Annotated in this window: 19 protein-coding genes; 6 read left to right on the plus strand and 13 right to left on the minus strand. The window is 34.5% G+C overall.

Annotated features, from left to right (window positions below):
* Positions 1-50: 50 nt before the first annotated feature.
* From IKZ35_02825 to IKZ35_02840, 4 genes are read right to left on the minus strand one after another with little or no spacing between them, the layout of a single operon-like run.
* Entirely contained in the window at positions 51-2,318 is a 2,268-nt protein-coding gene (locus IKZ35_02825; GenBank protein ID MBR4892898.1) for a hydratase, read from the minus strand.
* A gap of 60 nt (positions 2,319-2,378) precedes the next feature.
* Positions 2,379-3,761 (minus strand): glycine--tRNA ligase, encoded by a 1,383-nt coding sequence (locus tag IKZ35_02830; GenBank protein ID MBR4892899.1) that lies wholly within the window; start codon positions 3,759-3,761, stop codon positions 2,379-2,381.
* Between the two features lie 21 nt (positions 3,762-3,782).
* A complete protein-coding gene (locus tag IKZ35_02835) occupies positions 3,783-4,295 on the minus strand; it encodes a hypothetical protein (GenBank protein ID MBR4892900.1) in 513 nt (170 codons plus the stop codon).
* 21 nt (positions 4,296-4,316) lie between these two features.
* Entirely contained in the window at positions 4,317-5,048 is a 732-nt protein-coding gene (locus IKZ35_02840; GenBank protein MBR4892901.1) for a 16S rRNA (uracil(1498)-N(3))-methyltransferase, read from the minus strand.
* 192 nt (positions 5,049-5,240) lie between these two features.
* Between IKZ35_02840 and IKZ35_02845 the strand changes: the two genes are divergently transcribed.
* Positions 5,241-6,071, plus strand: coding sequence for an Mrp/NBP35 family ATP-binding protein (locus tag IKZ35_02845; protein ID MBR4892902.1), 831 nt, complete (start codon positions 5,241-5,243; stop codon positions 6,069-6,071).
* A 3-nt stretch (positions 6,072-6,074) separates the two neighbouring features.
* On the plus strand, positions 6,075-6,512 hold the full coding sequence (locus IKZ35_02850; GenBank protein MBR4892903.1) for a C_GCAxxG_C_C family protein: 438 nt from the start codon (positions 6,075-6,077) through the stop codon (positions 6,510-6,512).
* 40 nt (positions 6,513-6,552) lie between these two features.
* Here the strand turns inward: IKZ35_02850 and IKZ35_02855 are convergent, their stop codons facing one another.
* The gene (locus IKZ35_02855) at positions 6,553-7,113 is read right to left on the minus strand and encodes an adenine phosphoribosyltransferase (protein MBR4892904.1); all 561 of its coding nucleotides are present in this window, start codon (positions 7,111-7,113) and stop codon (positions 6,553-6,555) included.
* A gap of 74 nt (positions 7,114-7,187) precedes the next feature.
* The gene (locus tag IKZ35_02860) at positions 7,188-8,543 is read right to left on the minus strand and encodes an NCS2 family permease (GenBank protein ID MBR4892905.1); all 1,356 of its coding nucleotides are present in this window, start codon (positions 8,541-8,543) and stop codon (positions 7,188-7,190) included.
* Between the two features lie 358 nt (positions 8,544-8,901).
* Between IKZ35_02860 and IKZ35_02865 the strand changes: the two genes are divergently transcribed.
* Genes IKZ35_02865 through IKZ35_02880 form a run of 4 tightly spaced genes read left to right on the plus strand, consistent with a single transcriptional unit; the run spans position 8,902 to position 13,222 of the window.
* Positions 8,902-9,354 carry a CtsR family transcriptional regulator gene (locus IKZ35_02865; GenBank protein MBR4892906.1) on the plus strand — a complete coding sequence of 151 codons (453 nt, stop codon included), beginning with the start codon at positions 8,902-8,904 and terminating at the stop codon, positions 9,352-9,354.
* Between the two features lie 4 nt (positions 9,355-9,358).
* Positions 9,359-9,832 carry a UvrB/UvrC motif-containing protein gene (locus IKZ35_02870; protein ID MBR4892907.1) on the plus strand — a complete coding sequence of 158 codons (474 nt, stop codon included), beginning with the start codon at positions 9,359-9,361 and terminating at the stop codon, positions 9,830-9,832.
* A 3-nt stretch (positions 9,833-9,835) separates the two neighbouring features.
* Positions 9,836-10,804, plus strand: a complete 969-nt coding sequence (locus IKZ35_02875; GenBank protein MBR4892908.1) for an ATP--guanido phosphotransferase — start codon at positions 9,836-9,838, stop codon at positions 10,802-10,804.
* A complete protein-coding gene (locus tag IKZ35_02880) occupies positions 10,805-13,222 on the plus strand; it encodes an ATP-dependent Clp protease ATP-binding subunit (GenBank protein MBR4892909.1) in 2,418 nt (805 codons plus the stop codon).
* Between the two features lie 36 nt (positions 13,223-13,258).
* Here the strand turns inward: IKZ35_02880 and IKZ35_02885 are convergent, their stop codons facing one another.
* The 7 genes from IKZ35_02885 to murG all read right to left on the minus strand — a co-directional run bounded on the left by IKZ35_02885 (position 13,259) and on the right by murG (position 20,153).
* Positions 13,259-14,479, minus strand: coding sequence for a tyrosine--tRNA ligase (locus tag IKZ35_02885; GenBank protein MBR4892910.1), 1,221 nt, complete (start codon positions 14,477-14,479; stop codon positions 13,259-13,261).
* 61 nt (positions 14,480-14,540) lie between these two features.
* Positions 14,541-15,701, minus strand: a complete 1,161-nt coding sequence (ftsZ, locus tag IKZ35_02890) for a cell division protein FtsZ (protein ID MBR4892911.1) — start codon at positions 15,699-15,701, stop codon at positions 14,541-14,543.
* 14 nt (positions 15,702-15,715) lie between these two features.
* The gene (locus tag IKZ35_02895) at positions 15,716-16,102 is read right to left on the minus strand and encodes a small basic family protein (GenBank protein ID MBR4892912.1); all 387 of its coding nucleotides are present in this window, start codon (positions 16,100-16,102) and stop codon (positions 15,716-15,718) included.
* A gap of 12 nt (positions 16,103-16,114) precedes the next feature.
* Positions 16,115-16,852, minus strand: a complete 738-nt coding sequence (locus tag IKZ35_02900) for a DUF881 domain-containing protein (protein ID MBR4892913.1) — start codon at positions 16,850-16,852, stop codon at positions 16,115-16,117.
* An 82-nt stretch (positions 16,853-16,934) separates the two neighbouring features.
* Positions 16,935-17,711, minus strand: a complete 777-nt coding sequence (locus tag IKZ35_02905) for an FtsQ-type POTRA domain-containing protein (GenBank protein MBR4892914.1) — start codon at positions 17,709-17,711, stop codon at positions 16,935-16,937.
* Positions 17,712-17,727: 16 nt separating this feature from the next.
* Positions 17,728-18,981 carry a UDP-N-acetylglucosamine 1-carboxyvinyltransferase gene (gene murA / locus IKZ35_02910; GenBank protein MBR4892915.1) on the minus strand — a complete coding sequence of 418 codons (1,254 nt, stop codon included), beginning with the start codon at positions 18,979-18,981 and terminating at the stop codon, positions 17,728-17,730.
* A 65-nt stretch (positions 18,982-19,046) separates the two neighbouring features.
* Positions 19,047-20,153 carry an undecaprenyldiphospho-muramoylpentapeptide beta-N-acetylglucosaminyltransferase gene (gene murG / locus IKZ35_02915; GenBank protein MBR4892916.1) on the minus strand — a complete coding sequence of 369 codons (1,107 nt, stop codon included), beginning with the start codon at positions 20,151-20,153 and terminating at the stop codon, positions 19,047-19,049.
* Between the last annotated feature and the right edge of the window lies 1 nt (position 20,154).

The raw sequence follows: 20,154 nt of genomic DNA on the forward strand, positions 1-20,154 counted from the left end.
TTACAAAAAAATCAAGAATTTTAAAATTCCTGATTTTTAAGTTTAGTAAGTTATCTTCTGTAATAATTTATTAAACAACCTGAAAGAATTATATCTCTTTCATCATCGGTTAAATCTTTTAATACAAAAGTTTCTTCTTTTACACCGCATTTGCCGATAACATAAACTTTTATATTATCCTGTTTTTCTTTAACCATCTTTTTAATATCAGGAATGAAAATATAATCGTCTTTTTCAACAAAAAGTTTATCACAAACAAATGGCAGCATACCCCAGTTTATAAGATTGCTTCTGTATCGTTTTGTGGCATATTCTATTGCTATATTTGCCCAACCTCCAAGAACTTTCTGGCAGGATGCCGCCTGTTCTCTTGCTGAACCGTCTCCAGGTTTATTGGCATATACCACACTGCCTATTCCTGTGTTTAACACATCAATATCTTTAATTGCCTTTATTTTTTCGTAAACGTTTTTTAGTTCCTCACATTCTTCAAACGGATTTTTACCATCAAGTCTTAATTTTTCATAAACTCCAACTTCTTTTGCCTTTTCAACATACTGAGGGTCTTTTCTTGAAAGTGTGAATTCTGCAAGTTTTAAAGGGTTTGATCTGTAAGAAGATGTTTCGCCTGATGGTATAAGTTCATCAGTTGTAGTAACAGGGTCGCATATAACGGATACAACTTTTAAAAGCAAGTCGTCAGTAAGATTTGACATTTTAGGCCAGTCTGCAATATTAGGACCATATTTTAATTCTACATCTTCCTGTGCTTTGCCTGAGCCGAAATAAACTCTGCTCTGGTACACTGATTTATCAAAATAATACTTAGGTTTTGTAAAGTTTACATCTATATCAGTTGCAGGGGTTAAGAAACCACCGTTTATTGCAGTTGCAGCGATAGACCTTGCATCCATAAGAGCAACAGATGAAATCTGGCCGCCTGACGGTTTTGAACCTTCTCTGTTAGGGAAGTTTCTTGTTGAATGTCTTATAGACAATGCATTATTGGCAGGAACATCCCCTGCGCCAAAGCATGGGCCACAGAAAGCAGTTCTTATAGATACACCTGCTCTTAGAAGTTTAGATGCTGCACCGTTTTTAATAAGTTCAAGATATACAGGCTGACTTGACGGATATGCAGAAAGCATAAATTCATCGTTACCTATATTTCCTTTTTCCAAAATATCTGCAGCGTCAATTAAGTTGTCATAAGTACCACCTGCGCAACCTGCGATGACACCCTGGTCAACCTTTAATCTACCATTTACTATCTTTTCTTTAAGGCTGAATTTAACATCAGGGTTATCCATTTGTTTTGCGCCTTTTATTTCAACATCTCTTATTATATCTTCTAAGTTTTTATTAAGTTCTTCAATAGTGTAGACATTACTTGGGTGGAATGGCATAGCAATAGACGGTTTTATAGTTGATAAGTCTACAATAACTGCTCCGTCATAATATGCAATATTATCAGGGTTAAGTTCTCTAAATTCGCCTATTCTTTTGTGCATATCATAATAGTCTTTAACCTTTATATCAGTTCTCCAGATAGATGATAGACATGTAGTTTCAGTCGTCATAACATCAATACCATTTCTGAAATCAACATCAAGATTTGATATGCCAGGCCCAACAAATTCCATAACCTTATTTTTAACAAAGCCATTGTCAAACACTTCTTTTATAATGGATAATGCAACGTCCTGAGGGCCTACACCTTTGTTAACATTACCTTTAAGATATACCATTATAACCCCAGGATAAGTTATATCATAAGTACGGCTTAAAAGTTGCTTAACAAGTTCAGGGCCGCCTTCCCCTATCGCCATTGTTCCAAATGCTCCGTATCTTGTATGACTGTCCGACCCTAAAATCATAGCGCCGCATTCTGCCATCATTTCTCTCATATACTGGTGGATAACTGCCTGATGGGCAGGAACATAAATTCCACCGTATTTTTTCGCAGCAGATAAGCCGAACAGATGGTCGTCTTCATTAATTGTTCCCCCTACTGCACAAAGAGAGTTGTGGCAGTTGGTTAAAACATACGGTATAGGGAACTTGGTAAGCCCTGATGCTTTTGCAGTCTGAATAATGCCGACATAGGTTATATCGTGAGACGCCATTTTATCAAACTTTAATTTAAGGCTGTCCATATTATCCGATGTATTATGGCTTTCTAAAATTTTATAAGCCATTGTTCCCTTTTTAAAAAGTTCGGTATCACTTTCTATATTAAGTTTATTTTTAAGTTCTTCTTTATTTAAAATTTCTTCACCGTTTATTAAATAAACGCCGTCTTTAATTAGTTCAATCATTTTTTATTCTCCTGTTTTAGAAAACCTAAACCCAAAGGATAATTGGGTTTAGGTTATGTTTTAAAATTCTAATTTTTTATCAATATAACTTTCAAGTTCAGAAATTTTTATTCTTTCCTGAGCCATAGTATCCCTGTCTCTAATTGTAACTGAATCGTCATCTAAAGATTCAAAGTCAAATGTGATACATAAAGGAGTACCGATTTCGTCCTGTCTTCTGTATCTTTTACCTATGCTTCCGGATTCGTCATATTCACAGTTATACTTTTTGCTAAGTTTTTCATAAACGCTAAACGCACCGTCTGATAACTTTTTGGAAAGCGGTAAAATAGCACATTTAACAGGCGCTAAGAACGGATGAAGTCTTAAAACTGTTCTTACATCGTTCTTTTCTACATCGCAGATTTCTTCGTCATACGCTTCAACTAAAAGAGCAAGTGCAACCCTGTCTGCCCCAAGAGATGGTTCAATACAGTAAGGAATGTATTTTTCGCCTGTTTCAGGGTCAGAATATTCAAGATTTTCTCCTGAATGTTCAATATGCTGTTTTAAGTCAAAATCTGTTCTGTCGGCAATACCCCAAAGTTCTCCCCAACCAAATGGGAAAAGATATTCTATATCAGTTGTAGCATTGGAATAGTGAGATAATTCTTCCTGCTCGTGCTGTCTTAGTTTGATATTTTCTTCCTTCATATTTAAGCTTAATAAAAAGTTCTTACAGAATTCCTGCCAGTAGTCAAACCATTTTAAATCTTCGCCAGGTTTACAGAAAAATTCAAGTTCCATCTGTTCAAACTCTCTTGTTCTGAAAGTGAAGTTACCAGGTGTGATTTCATTTCTGAAAGATTTTCCTATCTGACCGATACCAAAAGGAAGTTTTTTTCTTGCAGTTCTTTGAACATTTTTAAAGTTAACAAAGATACCCTGCGCAGTTTCAGGTCTTAAGAAAAGTTCTGCCTTACTGTCTTCAGTTACCCCCTGAAATGTTTTAAACATAAGGTTAAACTTTCTTATATCTGTAAAATTTTGAGAGCCACAGTCAGGACATTTGATATTTTTTTCTTTGATAAATGAAAGCATTTCTTCATCTGACCAGCCGTTAGGGCTTACGCCTTCTGCTTCTTCTATCAAATGGTCTGCTCTGTGTCTTGTTTTACAATCTTTACAGTCCATTAAAGGGTCGGAAAAACCTCCCACATGCCCTGAAGCAACCCATGTTTTAGGGTTCATAAGTATTGCGGCATCAAGGCCCACATTATAAGGACTTTCCTGAATAAATTTTTTCCACCATGCTTTTTTAACATTGTTTTTAAATTCAACGCCCAAAGGACCGTAGTCCCATGTATTTGCAAGACCACCGTATATTTCGGAACCGGAATATACAAAACCTCTTCCTTTACACAGTGCAACTATTTTTTCCATTGTTTTTTCTGAGTTATTCATTTATAAAACCTCGCTACAAATTTATTTGCTTTTTATTTTATTGCCTTTAACAGTATAGTAGATAAACATACCTATAACATATATTACAAGACCTATTAATATAACTTTTATTGCTTTTGTGCCCATAATATTAGAAAGTTTAACTGCTAACACTCCGCCTTTATTAGGTAAACCTATAAGAGAAAAGAAACTGCTTACAATATCTATCGGATAAACAAAAAACGCGCCTGTTCCTATAACAAGGGAAACTATACTCCAGTTTCTTAAACTTACTTTTATTTTTTTATTTACTATAAATGATGAAATAAGAAGTGCTAAGAAAAGTATAAAACCCAAAGTTGAGATAAATGTAACAAACCCCTGCACTTTTGGAATATGAGAGCCATACCCCATAAAAGCACTGTGTAAGAATATAAGAACTATACCTAAGATAAGGGAAATGGTAAACATCATCAATAATTTATTTGAAAGAATGTCCAATTCCTGTTTTATTTCTTTTCTTTTCTGAATTCTCTTAATGTCGTTTCTATTCATTTTGTAAATATCCTTTCTCTTTTAAAGTTCTAATTCATACAGTATATTAAATATAGAAGCAAGACCTGCTGTTTCAGTTCTTAAAATTCTATTACCTAAAGTTACACTTTGTATGCCACAGTTTTTTATTTCTTCGCTTTCTTCTTTGGAAAACCCGCCCTCAGGGCCGATAATAATTGCAATTTTTTCTCCCTTAAAATCTTTTAATGCACTCTTTAATGTATGTGATTTTTCTTCTTCGTAAGGGAAAAGCACCAAATCATAATCATCAACAAGGTTTTTAAATTCGCTAAAATCAATAAGATTATTAACCAAAGGAACTATTCCTCTGCCCGACTGTTTGGCAGCAGATAAAGAAATTTTATTATATCTTTCTTTTTTCTTCTCAAAATCTTTTTTTGAAATTTTTAAAACGCATCTTGCCATATTGACAGGAGTAATATCATATACACCTGCTTCCACACACTTTTCAACAATCAAAGAAAATTTATCTCCCTTAGGAAGCCCCTGAAAAAGTGATATTTTAACCAAAGGCTCACCCTGACTTTTTTTCTTATCTAAAATTTTAAGTGTTACATCGGTTTTTGCAATACTTTCTATCAAACAATCATAATCAAAACCCGAACTGTCTGACACAGTAACATTTTCGCCTGTTCTACAGCGTAAAACGTTAGCAAGATGATGCATATTTTCACCGGTTAAAATAATCTTATCCGATTTAATAGCATCGATACTGACAAAAAATCTTGGCATAAATAAATTGTCCTTTCATACAGGCTATAATAATGCCAACACATTATTAGTTATTATACCAAAATTATTTAGATTTTTCAAGAGTTATCTTTATAAAAAAAGCATAAATGTTACAAAAAGAGTCAAAAAAGTTGATTTAATAATAAGATTGTATTATAATACTAAAGAGCAAATGAGAAAGGATGAAATAAAATGAGCGAATGTACACACGACTGCAGTACTTGTTCTTCAAAATGCAGTAATCAGAAACCTGAAAGTTTTTTAGAGGCGCCAAACGAACTTTCGGATATTAAAAAAGTTATAGGAATTGTGAGCGGTAAAGGTGGAGTAGGCAAATCTATGGTTACTTCTCTTATGGCTGTTATGTTAAATAGAAAAGGCTATAAATCTGCAATTTTAGATGCAGATATTACAGGTCCGTCTATCCCTAAGGCTTTTGGCTTAAAGGAAAAGGCTATGGGAAACAAATTCGGGCTATACCCTGTTACATCCAAAACAGGAATTGATATAATGAGCCTTAACCTGCTTCTTGATAACGATACCGACCCTGTTGTATGGAGAGGGCCTGTTATTGCAGGAACAGTTAAACAGTTCTGGACTGATGTTATATGGTCTGATGTTGATTTTATGTTTATTGATATGCCACCTGGAACAGGCGATGTGCCTTTAACAGTTTTTCAGACTATTCCAGTTGACGGAATAATTGTTGTTACATCTCCGCAAGACCTTGTTTCAATGATTGTTAAAAAGGCTCTTAATATGGCTAAACTTATGAATGTGCCTGTTATCGGCATTGTGGAAAATTACAGTTATTTAGAATGTCCTGACTGTAAAAAACAAATCAAGATGTTTGGCGAAAGCCATATTGACGAAATTGCAAAAGAACACGGTGTTAAAGTTCTTGCAAAAATGCCTATTGACCCTTATCTTGCAGAAAATACAGACAGCGGTCTTATAGAACTATACAGTGGCAAGCATCTTGACGAATGTGCAAACGAAGTTGAAAAACTTCTTAAGGTGTAGGTTATGAAGAAAGAAGAATATGCCCAGAAACTTTTTACAGACGGATATAACTGTGCTCAGGCAGTTGTCGGTGCTTTTTCGGATATTATTCCCTTAGATTTTGATACTTTAATAAAACTTGCGTCCCCTTTTGGCGGAGGAATGGGAAGATTAAGAGAAGTTTGCGGTGCAGTAAGCGGAATGTTTATTGTACTTGGCTTTTTAGACGGATATACCGATTCGGATAATCTTACAAAGAAAAAGGAAGTATACGAAAAGGTACAACTTCTTTCAAAAGAATTTGAAAAGGAAAACGGTTCCATTATTTGCCGAGAACTCTTAGGGTTAAGCATAAAAAATGACAACCCCGAGCCATCAAAAAGAACAGAAGAATACTACCAAAAAAGGCCGTGCGTTGAAATGGTTAAATCTGCAGTTAGAATACTTGAAAATAATATATAACAAAAAAAGCCGAAACTTTTTAAAAGTTTCGGCTTAAATTTTATTCTAATATATTTCCGTCTTTATCAAATAACGGTAATTTTTCGAGCGCGATAATATCTCCTCTGTCCATCGCATCTCCTTCTGCAAGGACAGCCATTTTACCTACAATGTTGCCCCCTGCTTCTAAAACGAGTTTTTCAAGGGCTAAGATGGACTCTCCTGTGCTTATAACATCGTCAACTATAAGTACTCTTTTACCTTTTAAAAGATTAATATCATCTTCGCCAAGATAAAGGCTTTGTTCTCCGTGAGTGGTTATTGAATTAACCGTTACAGAGATAAGATTTTTCATATAAACTTTTGGTTTTTTTCTTGCTATAACATAATTGTTTGCGCCTGCCTGTTTTGCCATTTCGTAAATAAGCGGAATGCTTTTTGCCTCTGCAGTAACTAATATATCATATTCGGGTGCTTTTTCAAGAAGTGCTTTTGCACAGCACTCGGTAAGTTCCACATCCCCGAACATAATAAATGCAGCAATGGTAAGTTCTTCGCTTACTTTAAAGAAAGGAAGTTCTCTTGTAAGGCCTGCAACTTTAAGAGTATAAGAATTTTTCATAGTTTAGCCTCTTTCATTAATGATGCCCGCCATTAATAGCGGGCATCAAATTATAAACTAAATGGTATTTATAATTACATAACCTGTGTGCCGATATAGATTGCAAACAGTGCAACTGATACCCACATAATAGGGCTTATATCTTTTACTTTACCGCATAAGATTTTTAAAACAACCCATGAAATCATACCGAACATAATACCGGTTGCTATTGAATATGCAAAAGGCATCATAACGATTGCTAAAAATCCACCGATTGAATCTGCAACATCGCCATCAAAGTCCATCTTAGTAACTGCTGAAAGCATTAGAAGACCAACGAATAACATTGCAGGAGTTGTAGCAAATCCAGGAATTGCAAGGAATATTGGTGCAAGAGGAATTGCTATAAGGAATAAGATACCTGTTGTAAGCGCTGTTAAACCTGTTCTTCCGCCTGCTGCTACACCTGCTGAAGATTCAACATAACTTGTAACAGTAGAAGTACCAAGACATGCACCTGCAACTGTACCAACAGCGTCTGCCATTAAAGCGCCACCTGCTCTTGGAAGAGAACCGTCTTCATCAAGCAAATCGCCTTTCTGAGCAACACCGATTAATGTACCAACTGTATCAAAAATATCAGTATATAAGAATGTGAATAATACTACTGCAAAAGATGCAAAGTTTTTCGCAACAAACGCAAAATCAAACTGGAATAATGCAGGAGCAGCAAAGTTTGCTTTAATTGCATCCCATGAAAGATTAGGAATTAAAGAATAAACACCTGCATCTGGGTTAACCTGATACCAGCCAACAAGTTCAGCAATAATGCCAAGCACCCATGTTGCCAAGATACCTATTAAGATATCGCCTGTAACTTTATAGTGATGAAGCACTCCGATAATAAGTAAACCAACGATTGCAAGAACAACCTGTGGAGAACCTAAACTACCAAGACCAACTAATGTAGAATCGTTATTAACAACGATACCTGCGTTGATAAGTGCAATAATTGTAATAAATAAACCAATACCTGCTGTAATACCAAGCTTTAAGTTTGCTGGAATTTTGTTTACAAGTGCTTCTCTGAACTTAAATATTGAAAGAATCATAAATATAATACCTTCAAATAAAATAGCAGTTAAAGCAACTTTGTATGAATATCCCATACCTAAACATACTGTGTAGGTAAAGAAAGCGTTAAGACCCATACCTGATGCCAATGCAACAGGATAGTTAGCAAAAAACGCCATACAAATTGTTCCGATAGCAGCAGAAAGAGCAGTAGCCATAAAAATAGCAGCAGCGCCAGGACCGTCAGGAATAATACCTAACATACCAGGGTTAACAGCTAAGATATAAGCCATAGCCAAAAATGTGGTTATACCTGCTATAATTTCTGTTTTAACATTTGTGCCATGTTCTTTTAATTTGAAAAGTTTTTCCATTTTCCCCTCTCCTTTTTTGGTATATTTCATACCTTATTTTCTTTTAGCACACATTTATTATACAACTTATACAAACTTTTTTCAAGATATTTTTAACATTTTGTTTAATTTTAATAACCATTTTTTTCTAAATTGGCTTTAAATATTTAAGCCATTATTTTTAAAAATAATTTTGTTTAAAAAAGAGAATATTAAATATTTTAATAGAAACTCTTAATTTTTAAACCCTTTTATTCCAAAAACGCCCCATTTTAAGTAAAATCGACAAAAAAATATTAAAATTGCCTCTTTACAAACTTAAAAATATGGTTTATGATAAAACAAAGGTCAAAGATAGTCAAAGTCAAAAAGGGGTGTAATTATGGCTATATCAGATATAATAGAAAGATATATAAAGGAACTTTTAAATAATGAGGGCGAGGTAGAGATTAAAAGAAACGACCTTGCGGCGTATTTTAACTGCGTACCGTCTCAGATAAATTATGTTATATCCACAAGGTTTACAAACGAGCATGGTTTTATCGTTGAGTCAAGACGAGGCGGAGGAGGCGGAATAACTATAAGAAGGGTTAAATTAAATGAAAGCGATTATATAACCACTCTTATTAACTCTATTGGAAACTTTTTAAAACAGAGTGATGCATATTCATATATAAAGGCACTTTATGAATATGGAAAGATTACTAAAAGAGAAGCAAACATTATGTTTGCCGCAGTTTCAGACACTACACTTAACACTGATGCGCAACTTAAAGATTATTTAAGAGCGAGAATTCTTAAAAATATTCTTATAAATCTTAAAAGGAGTTGATTTTATGTTATGCGAGAAATGTAAAAAAAATCAGGCTTTAGTAAAAATTATAAAAAATTATAACGGAAATATTTTGGAGCAGTATCTTTGCAAAGATTGTGCATCTTATGAAGATATCCCGTCATTAGAAATTAAGCCTGACAATATATTATCTGATTTTTTAAATATGTTTTCTCCTGAGATAAGTTATAATCTTCAATGTGAAAACTGTCATACAACCTATTCTTCCTTTAAAAAACAAGGGAAATTTGGTTGTGAGAAGTGTTACACATCCTTTGGCAAAAATATTGATATGATGCTTAAAAACATTCATTCATCGGATGAGCACACAGGGAAACTTCCTAAAAAATACAGTGGGGCATTAAGGATAAAAAGAGAAAAAGAAGCATTAAGAAAAAAACTTGAGGCACTTGTTAAAGAAGAAAAATACGAAGAAGCCGCAAAAATAAGAGATAAAATTAAGGAAATGGAGGAATAAACTATGACGGAAAATATTGCACTATCAACAAGAATTCGTCTTGCGAGAAATTTTAAAGGTTATAAATTTATTCCCCAAATTGATAAAGAAGATGCCATAAAGATTACAAAAAAAGTTAAAGATGCTCTTTTTTCGTCTAATGAAAAGTCCCCTTTGATGTTTAGACAAATCAATCAGGAAGAACTTAAAATAAATGGGAAAAAACTTGTTGAAGAGCATCTTATAAGCCCTGACATTTTAAATTCCAAAGTTGAAAGTGCTGTTATAATTGATAACAATAAGGAAATAAGCATTATGGTAAATGAAGAAGACCATTTAAGAATTCAGGTTATAAAAAAAGGGTTCGATTTATCCTTGGCATACTCTCTTGCAAATGCCTGTGATGATTTAATTGAAGAGGGAAATGAATATGCATTTTCTGAAAAATTCGGTTATTTAACAAGTTGCCCTACAAATGTCGGCACAGGCTTAAGGGCATCAGTTATGATTCATATTCCTGCTATTTGTATGAGCGGGAGGCTTAATACATTTATAAGAAATGTTAACCGACTTGGAATGACACTCAGGGGTTATTACGGAGAAGGAACAAAGAGCCTGGGAAATATATTTCAGGTTTCAAACGAGGTTACTTTAGGAATATCGGAAGAAGAAATTATTTTAAGGCTTAAAAACATTGTATCAGAAATTATTAAAGAAGAAATTAAATTAAGAGAGGCTATAAACTCAGATTCATTAGCCGACAAAGTTTTAAGGTCGTTTGGAATTTTAAAATACTGTCATATGATCGGTTACAAAGAATTTTCTTCTTTATGGTCAGATGTTTTATTAGGGGCAGATATGGGTATAATTGATAACATAGATTGTGATTTGTTCAAAAAACTTATATCTTCTCTTGCACCTTACAGTATAGGCGAAGAAGATACTCTAAAAAGAGATAAATTAAGAGCAAAACTTATAAAGGAAGTGATTTAAATGCATGATAAAAGATTTACCAAAAAAGCCGAAACTGCAATTTCCCTTTCTGAAAAGTCGGCTATGGAATTAGGACATAATTATATAGGAAGCGAACATATTCTTTTAGGTCTTTTAAAAGAGGGGTCAGGAATTGCATATAATGCACTTATTGCAAACGGTGTTACTGAAGAGGGCGTTAACTTAATGATAGAAAAATATATAGGCAAAGGCACTCCTGACAATCAGAGAAAATACCCTACCCCAAGATGCAAAAGAGTGTTGGAAATTGCTCTTGAGGTAGCAGTTAATTTAGACCATAAATATATAGGAACAGAGCATCTTCTTTTAGCGCTTCTTAATGAAAACGATTCAGTTGCTTATAAAATTTTAACCACGCTAAAGGCAAACCCGCAAAAAATTGTAGAAGATATTTTTAAACTGTTTAATGAAAGTTCATCATCTTCATACAGCACTCAAAAGGAAGAGAGCAAGAATAACGAAAGTGATAAATTCGGTGTAGATCTTACAAAGGCTGCCAAAGAGGGTAAAATCGACCCTGTTATAGGCAGAGAAGAAGAAATTGCAAGAGTTATAGAAATTTTATCAAGAAGAACAAAAAACAACCCTTGCTTAATAGGTGAACCTGGGGTTGGTAAGACTGCTATTGCAGAGGGACTTGCTCTTAGAATATATGAAAACAAAGTTCCTGAAACTCTTAAAGGGAAAAAACTTGTAACCTTAGATTTAACTTCACTTCTTGCAGGGTCTAAATACCGTGGCGAGTTTGAAGACAGAATTAAAAAAGTCATAAAAGATGTTAAAGAAAAGAAAGACACTATTCTTTTTATAGATGAAATACACACTATTGTTGGTGCAGGGGCAGCAGAGGGAGCAATAGATGCTGCAAATATTTTAAAACCATCTCTTGCAAGGGGCGAAATTCAGTTGATTGGTGCTACTACTATTGACGAATACAGAAAGCATATTGAAAAAGACTCTGCCTTAGAGAGAAGATTTCAACCCGTAACAGTAGAAGAACCGACAGTTGAAGAAACCATTGAGATTTTAAAGGGTTTAAGAGATAAATACGAGGCACATCACAAGGTAAAAATTACCGACGAGGCGCTTGAGGCTGCTGCAAAACTTTCACATAGATATATAACCGACAGGTTCTTACCTGATAAGGCTATTGACTTAATTGACGAGGCATCTTCAAAATTAAGAATTAAAAACTTAACTTCTCCGCCAGATTTTAAAGAACTGGAAGAAAAAATTGAAAAAATAAAGGCAGAAAAGGAAGAGGCAATTCTTGCACAAGATTTTGAAACTGCAGCAAAATTAAGAGATGAAGAAAACAAATTAAAAGACGAACTTAAGATAAAGAAATTAGAGAGAGAAGAAGCAAACTCAAAAATTATAAACTGCGTAGGCGAAGAAGATATTGCTTTGGTTATATCCTCATGGACTAAAATTCCTGTTTCAAAACTAACCGAAGAAGAGGGAGAAAAACTTTTAAAACTTGAAGAGAGTATGCACGAAAAAGTTGTAGGTCAGGATGAAGCCATAGTTAAAATAGCAAAGGCAATAAGAAGAAACCGTGCAGGACTTAAAGACCCTAAAAGACCTATTGGCTCATTTTTATTCTTAGGGCCTACCGGAGTTGGTAAAACCGAGGTTGCAAAAACTTTATCGGAAGTTATGTTTGGAACAAGTGAATCTATGATAAGAATAGATATGTCTGAATATATGGAAAAGCACTCCGTTTCCCGACTTATCGGTGCTCCTCCGGGATATATTGGGCATGACGAGGGAGGTCAACTTACCAAGAAGGTAAGACAAAACCCTTACTGCGTTTTATTATTTGACGAAATAGAAAAGGCTCATCCTGACGTTTTTAACACACTCTTACAAATTCTTGAAGACGGAATTTTAACCGACTCGCAAGGAAGAAGAGTTGATTTTAAAAACACTGTGATTATTATGACATCAAATATCGGTGCATCAAAAATAACCGAAATAAAATCAAAATTAGGTTTTTCGCAAGAAAGCGAAGAAGACTCATCATACGAAGAAATAAAGAGCAGTGTATTAAAAGAATTAAAGAACTATTTAAGACCTGAATTTATAAACAGAATTGATGAGATTATAGTATTCCACAAACTTTCAAAGGATGATATAAAAAATATTTCCAAAATTATGATTAAGTCTTTAAAAGTAAGAGTTGAAGAAAAAAATATTACACTTAATATTGACGATTCGGTGTATGATTATTTAGCCCAAAAAGGTTATGATGCATCCTATGGTGCAAGACCTCTTAGAAGAACTATTCAGACAGATATTGAAGACTTACTCTCCGAAGAAATGCTTAAGGGAAATATAAAAGAAAAAAGCATAGTTTCTCTTAAAGCAGAAGACGGAAAAATCATTGTAGGTTAATTAAAAAAAAGCAGATTGAAAAATCTGCTTTTTTTTCTATTTAACAATTACTTTTATAAATGCTTTTTTACCTCTTCTTACCATAAGTTCGTTATTGTCAAACATATCTAAAGTAACGGTAAAGTTAATATCTGAAACCTTTTCTTCTTTAACTGAAACCCCACCCTGTGTAACATTTCTTCTTGCTTCGCTTTTTGATGGTGCAAGTTTTGTTAAAACAAGTAAGTCCATAATATTCATTCCGTCTTTTAACTCTTCCTTGCTTATTTCTACACTTGGAACTTCAGCAGCCTGACCACCTGCAAAAAGACTAAGCGCTGCCGCTTCGGCTTTTTGGGCTTCTTCTTCGCCATGAACCATTTTAGTAACTTCAAATGCAAGACGCATTTTTGCTTTGTTGATTTCGCTGCCTTCTAATTTTTCATACTCTGCAATTTCTGTAAGAGGAATGAAAGTAATAAGTTTCATACAGTTTATAACATCAGAGTCGTTAACATTTCTAAAATACTGATAGAATTCAAAAGGAGTTGTTTTATTAGGGTCAAGCCACAAAGCACCTTTGGCAGTTTTACCCATTTTCTTTCCTTCGGATGTTGTAAGAAGCGTAAATGTCATACCATAGGCTTCTTTTGCATCGCATCTTCTTATAAGCTCGATACCACCGATGATATTAGACCACTGGTCATCCCCACCAAGTTCTAATTTACAACCGTATTCTCTGTTAAGTTTTAAAAAGTCATAACTTTGCATAAGCATATAGTTAAACTCAATAAATGAAAGACCTTTTTCAAGACGGGTTTTAAAACATTCTGCAGTAAGCATTCTGTTTACTGAAAAATGAACGCCGATTTCTCTTAAAAATTCAATATAGTTAAGGTCTAAAAGCCAGTCTGCATTGTTTACCATAAGCGCTTTGCCTTCGGAAAAGTCAACTAATTTTGAAAGTTGGCTTTTAAAACAGTCTGCATTATGCTGGATGGTTTCTTTTGTCATCATCTGACGCATATCGCTTCTGCCTGATGGGTCGCCTACCATAGCAGTTCCCCCACCAATAATTGCAATAGGTCTGTGCCCTGCTCTTTGCATATGAGCCATTACAACCATCTGCAAAAAGTGGCCGATATGAAGTGAATCTGCTGTAGGGTCAAAACCTATATAAAAAGTAACTTTTTCATTATTTAAAAGTTCTTCTATTTCTTTTTCATGTGTCATCTGGGCGATAAGCCCTCTTGCCTTTAATTCTTCTAATAAATTCATTAAATATAAACCTCTCTTTTATATCATTAGAAGCACCTGTAATATCAGGTGCTTCTTAAGATTATTCTTCTTTCTTACCCATTGAATCAATAAAGGAAGGAATGTCAAGAATGTCTTTATCAAAAACATCTATCTGGTCTTCTTCTATCGGTTTTTTAGGTTCAGCAACATCTAAAACTGGCAGTTCTTCCTTTTCGGCTACCGGCTCTTCTTTCTTTTCTACAGGTTTTCTAACCATTGGTCTTATAACAGGACCGCCTTCAGCAGTGTCAAAACCTGTGGCAACAACAGTAACTTTAATATCATCGCCCATTGATTCGTCGGTAACAGTACCGAATATGTAGTTATCTGCATCAGCAGAGATTTTTTCCTGAATAATAGTATTGATAGTGCTGACATCGAACAGGTTAAGACTTGAACTACCTGTGATATTAACAAGGACACCTTTTGCACCTTCAATAGAGGTTTCAAGAAGCGGACTTTCGATTGCTGCTTTGGCAGCATCTTCTGCTCTGTTTTCCCCTGAACCGTAACCAATACCCATATGAGCAAAACCGTTATTTTTCATAACTGTTTTAACATCGGCAAAGTCACAGTTGATAAGACCACCGATAACGATTACATCGGATATGCCCTGAACGCCCTGTCTTAAAACATCGTCTGCAAGTTTGAATGAATCAAGCAAAGATGTGTTTTTATCTACCATATTAAGAAGTTTATCATTTGGAATAACCATTAAAGCGTCAACGCTTTCTTTAAGTTCCATTGTGCCTTTACTTGCAATTTCGCCTCTTTTTCTTCCTTCAAAAGAGAACGGTCTTGTAACAACGCCGACTGTTAAGATACCTAAATCTTTAGCAATACCTGCAACGATAGGGGCTGCACCTGTACCTGTTCCGCCACCCATACCGGCAGTGATAAACACCATATCAGCACCTTTTAAAATCTGAGCGATTTCATCGCTTGACTCTTCTGCTGCTTTTTTACCGATTTCCGGATTTGCACCTGCTCCAAGCCCTCTTGTAACTTTTTCTCCGATTTGAATTTTATGAGTAGCCAATGATGTTGAAAGAGCCTGCTTGTCCGTGTTTAAAGCAATAAATTCTACGCTTGACAAATTATTAAGTACCATATTATTAACTGCATTATTGCCTGCTCCACCGACACCAATTACTTTTATTACAGCATTTTCTGCAATTCCTGTTGGAATTTTAACTGACATTTTTTATGCCCTCCCTAATTTATATTATTTTCTTCTTTATCACCATTATTTTTTATTTTAACAGATTCTCTCCATTTATTCAATAGTAAACTTCTAATTATACCAAAATTTCTGAAAATTCTTATGGAAAACACAACAACAACTGCAGTGTATAAGTCAATTCCAAGCCTTACGCCAAGGAAGATAATAGATATTGATAAAAGTGCATTCAAAAAGAAACCTGAAACAAAAATTGTCAAATCAAATCTTTTGCTTAAGTTTGCAACTATTCCACCCATTATAGAGTCAAACGCTGCAAATATTGCAATGGCAATATAAACCGATGCTTCGGTTGACACATTTATATTAAGAAAATACCCAAGTAGCCCACCTGTTAAAAGGCATATAAGCGCAATAGTCATTTATCTCACCTCTTATTTCCCCAATGCTTCGTTTGCTTTAGCGTTAGTTATTATTTTAGAATGTTTATACTCAATTTTTCCTACATACGCAGGAACAACCATATCACTCTCAACTTTTTTTATCTCGATTTTAATCCAAGGGGAAAGTTCATCAAAAATTCCACCCCTCATTTTAAAACCACTTTCAAGCTGATCAGGGTCGCCTATTGCTTTTATAACAAATGGTGCTGCAACTTTTACACCGTTAATATTAACCACATTACCCACACAACGCACTTCGCTTGTAGCAAGAACTCTCTGGTCGTTAACCGATAAAGCCTCTGCCCCTGCTGCTCTTAGTTCATTCATTACCTTTAAAATATCTTCCTGATGAACTATATAAAGATTTTCGTTCATATTCTGGGTATTCGCACCTTCCCCATCGCTTAGGGTTATTTCAATACCAGGCCCTTCAACCGATACAAGACCTGCTAAAATTTCTGCATTTCTTAAATCTTTAATAAGCATTTCATCGGCATTGGCCTGGGTCTGATACTCATAAATTTCATCTTTATATTCCATAACCTGTTTATATAAAGCCTCATTTTTCTCTTTTTCCAGCCTTAAAAGTTCCTGAGTCTGCCCTACCCTTAACTGAGTGGGATAGGTTGCAACCGAAGTGTTTTTTACAGTTTTAAACTGCAACACTATAAAGAAACTTAAAATCATACAAACAAAGCCGATTGAAATCTGAGCGATTCCTTTTTTCATCTACATTTTCATCCTTTACCTTAGATATTTAAACAAGAAGCGACACATGAGGTTTAACCCAATGACGCTTCTTTTTTAACATTTACTCTGAAATATGACGAAGTTTTTTAGGATTTCTTGCATCTATCTTACCCGTTGCCCCATGAGGCAATTTCTCTAAAACTGCTTTTAGCATGGTAAGTTTACTGTTGATATTATCACTGTTTCCTACAATAACTTTAAGATCGTTATCCATATTAAAACATAATTCATCATTTTCAATAAATATGCTTGATACATTCTCAATAAGATTATTATTATACAAATCTTTTGCAATTTCAAGAGTTTTTTGCAAATTTTTATCGGAATTTAGGGTTATTTTTTCTCCCAGTATATATTTATCAAATTTAAAGTCTGATAGTTCTGGTAACTTATAGGAAATATCAGGTGTTTTTTCTGATAAAACCTTACCCTCATCATCAACTATAACCACCGTGTCTGCTACATTCACATATGCAACAGGGATACATTCTACTATACTTATCTCTATTTTTTGTGGTAATATTCTTTGAAGACTGACACTGTCAACAAACGGAATCTTTGCAATATTTTCTCCTGCGTCCTTTAGTCTGAACCTGAATATATTTTCACCTGCATTAAATCCGCTCGTACTGATAATTTCTTCACTTAAAATTACATTGTTTCCTGAGATATCTATTACTTTAAGATTAAAAACAGGTGTGAAAAGAAGACCTATACAGATAATCAGCATAAGTATAATCGCAAGAAAAATTTTTTTGGCTTTCTTTTTTCTTTTTCTTCTTTGGCGATGAATTTCAATTATATTCTTTTCTTCGCTTTTTCTTCCTTTTTCCCTCATTTTTATCTCCGTTTTATCATTTGTATATTATATCTGCTCCAAGACTTTGTAAATCTCTTACAATATCTTCATACCCTCTTTTGATATAATGGGTATTGGACACCTCTGTTACACCGTCTGCACAAAGACCTGCAACCACAAGACCTGCCCCGCTTCTAAGGTCAGGAGCATTAACCCTTGCTCCGTACAGTTTTTTCACACCTTTTATAACTGCGCATCTGTCAGAAATAGTGATATCTGCGCCCATTTTTTTGAGTTCTTCAACATGCTTAAATCTTGAATCAAAGATATTTTCTATAATCATTCCCGTTCCCTTTGCAATACTTAAAAGGGACATTATTATAGACTGAGCATCAGTAGGAAACCCAGGATAAGGCAAGGTTCTTATTAAGTTATTAGACTTTAACGCTCCGTTACCTTTTACCCTGATAGAGTGGTCAGCAATAAATTCAAATTCTACTCCCATTGCATCCATTACTGCTGCAACCGAACTTATATGATTATAATTAACATTTTCAAGAATTACATCTCCGTCTGTTATTGCTCCTGCAACCATATAGGTTGATGCTACAATTCTGTCAGGTATAACCTTATGGGTTACTTCATAAAATGTGTTAGTACCAACAATTTCTATAACGCTTGTTCCTGCGCCTGATACTTTAACTCCCATTTTACATAAGAACTTTTGCAAGTCTTCTATTTCCGGTTCTTTTGCCGCATTTATAATTTTTGTTTTACCCTTATGGGTTGATGCTGCAAGCATTATATTTTCTGTTGCACCTACTGACGGAAAATCAAGGTGTATTTCACTGTCTTTTTGCTTATTCTTCTTAAAATTGATATATCCGAATTTTTCTTCTACAAATATTCCCATCTTTTTAAAGGCTTTGATATGTAAATCTATGGGACGAAGCCCTAATTCACAGCCTCCAGGATAAGTTGTTCTTACCTCTCCCATTCTTGAGAGTACAGCGCCTGTCAAAATTATGGAAGAACGCATTTTATCCATCAGTTCTTCTTTTATATCAGTTTTTCTTATATCGGAAGAGTCTATTATAAGCAGGTCTTCCTCCCAGCTTATTTTGCAACCCAAGTCCTTTAAAATCTCTAAAGTGAGTTCAACATCCTTAATCTTGGGGCAATCTATTATTATACTTTTTTTACCGCTTATTAAGGTTGCCGCAAGAATGGGAAGCACAGTGTTTTTCGCTCCCGGAATTTTTATTCTTCCGCTTAGTTTTCTGCCTCCTGTGATTACTATCTTACCCACTTACACACCTCCTGATAATTATTCCATATTTATACTATGATTTTTTCAGGAAAGTGTGAATACTGCTATTTTTTTATTATTTTTTCTATTTCGTCTACAATTCGTCTGGAAGAATCAGGAACACTTAAAAGTTTTGCGTTTTCTCCCATTTCTTTCATTTTTTCTTTATCTTCTAAAATATCAAGAATTGTTTTTTCAAACAATTTCATATTAAGTAAACTTTCTCTTATTTTTATGGAAGCACCACCTGCTACAAATCTGTTTGCGTTTATCTCCTGATGGTTTTCCGCAACATTAGGAGAAGGAATAAGCACAGACGGTTTTCCAAGATATGCAATCTCGCTTAAAAATGTTGCACCCGAACGGCTTATAACTAAGTCTGCAGCACAAAGATAATCTTCCATATTGTGTGCATATTTTTTCACTTTAACAAAATCTGAGTCGGTATCTATTCCCCAGTTTTTTAAATCTTCTACTGCATTCATATAATATCTGTGGCCTGTTATTAAAACAACCTTAAACTTCTTTTCCTGATAGTGTTTTTTTATAAAGGAAACCATATATTGATTAAGTTGCGCTGCACCAAGGCTTCCGCTTACACACACTACAACTGGCAGACCCTCTAAAAACCCTATCTCTTTTAAAGATGTGTTTTTACGGACTGTTTCAAATGCCTTTCTTACAGGGTTACCTGTAACAACTGTTTTTTCGGGGCAATTTAAGATATCTATATCATTAAATGTAATACATACCCTTTTTGCAAATTTAGAGAGAAGTCTTGAAGTTTTGCCTCCCACTGCATTCTGCTCGTGAATAAGAGTAGGAATTCTTAGAAAATTGGCAGCCATTACTGCAGGTGCACTTACATACCCACCTGTTCCCACTACTACATCGGGCTTAAATTTTAACAATATTTTCATACATTTTAATATGCCAGACATAAATTTTAAAATAACTTTAATATCGTGGAATCTGCCTTTAGGCGTAAAGCCCTCCACATCGACATACTCAATGTTATAGCCTGCATGAGGAACAAGTCGGCTTTCCATGCCTTTTTTAGTTCCAATAAATAAAATTTCGTTTTTTTCATCTCTTCTTTGGACTTCGTTTGAAATTGCAATGGCAGGATTTATATGTCCCCCAGTGCCTCCGCCTGTTACAACTATTCTCAAA

The organism is Clostridia bacterium, assembly GCA_017554615.1.
Classification (GTDB): Bacteria; Bacillota; Clostridia; order UMGS1840; family HGM11507; genus SIG450.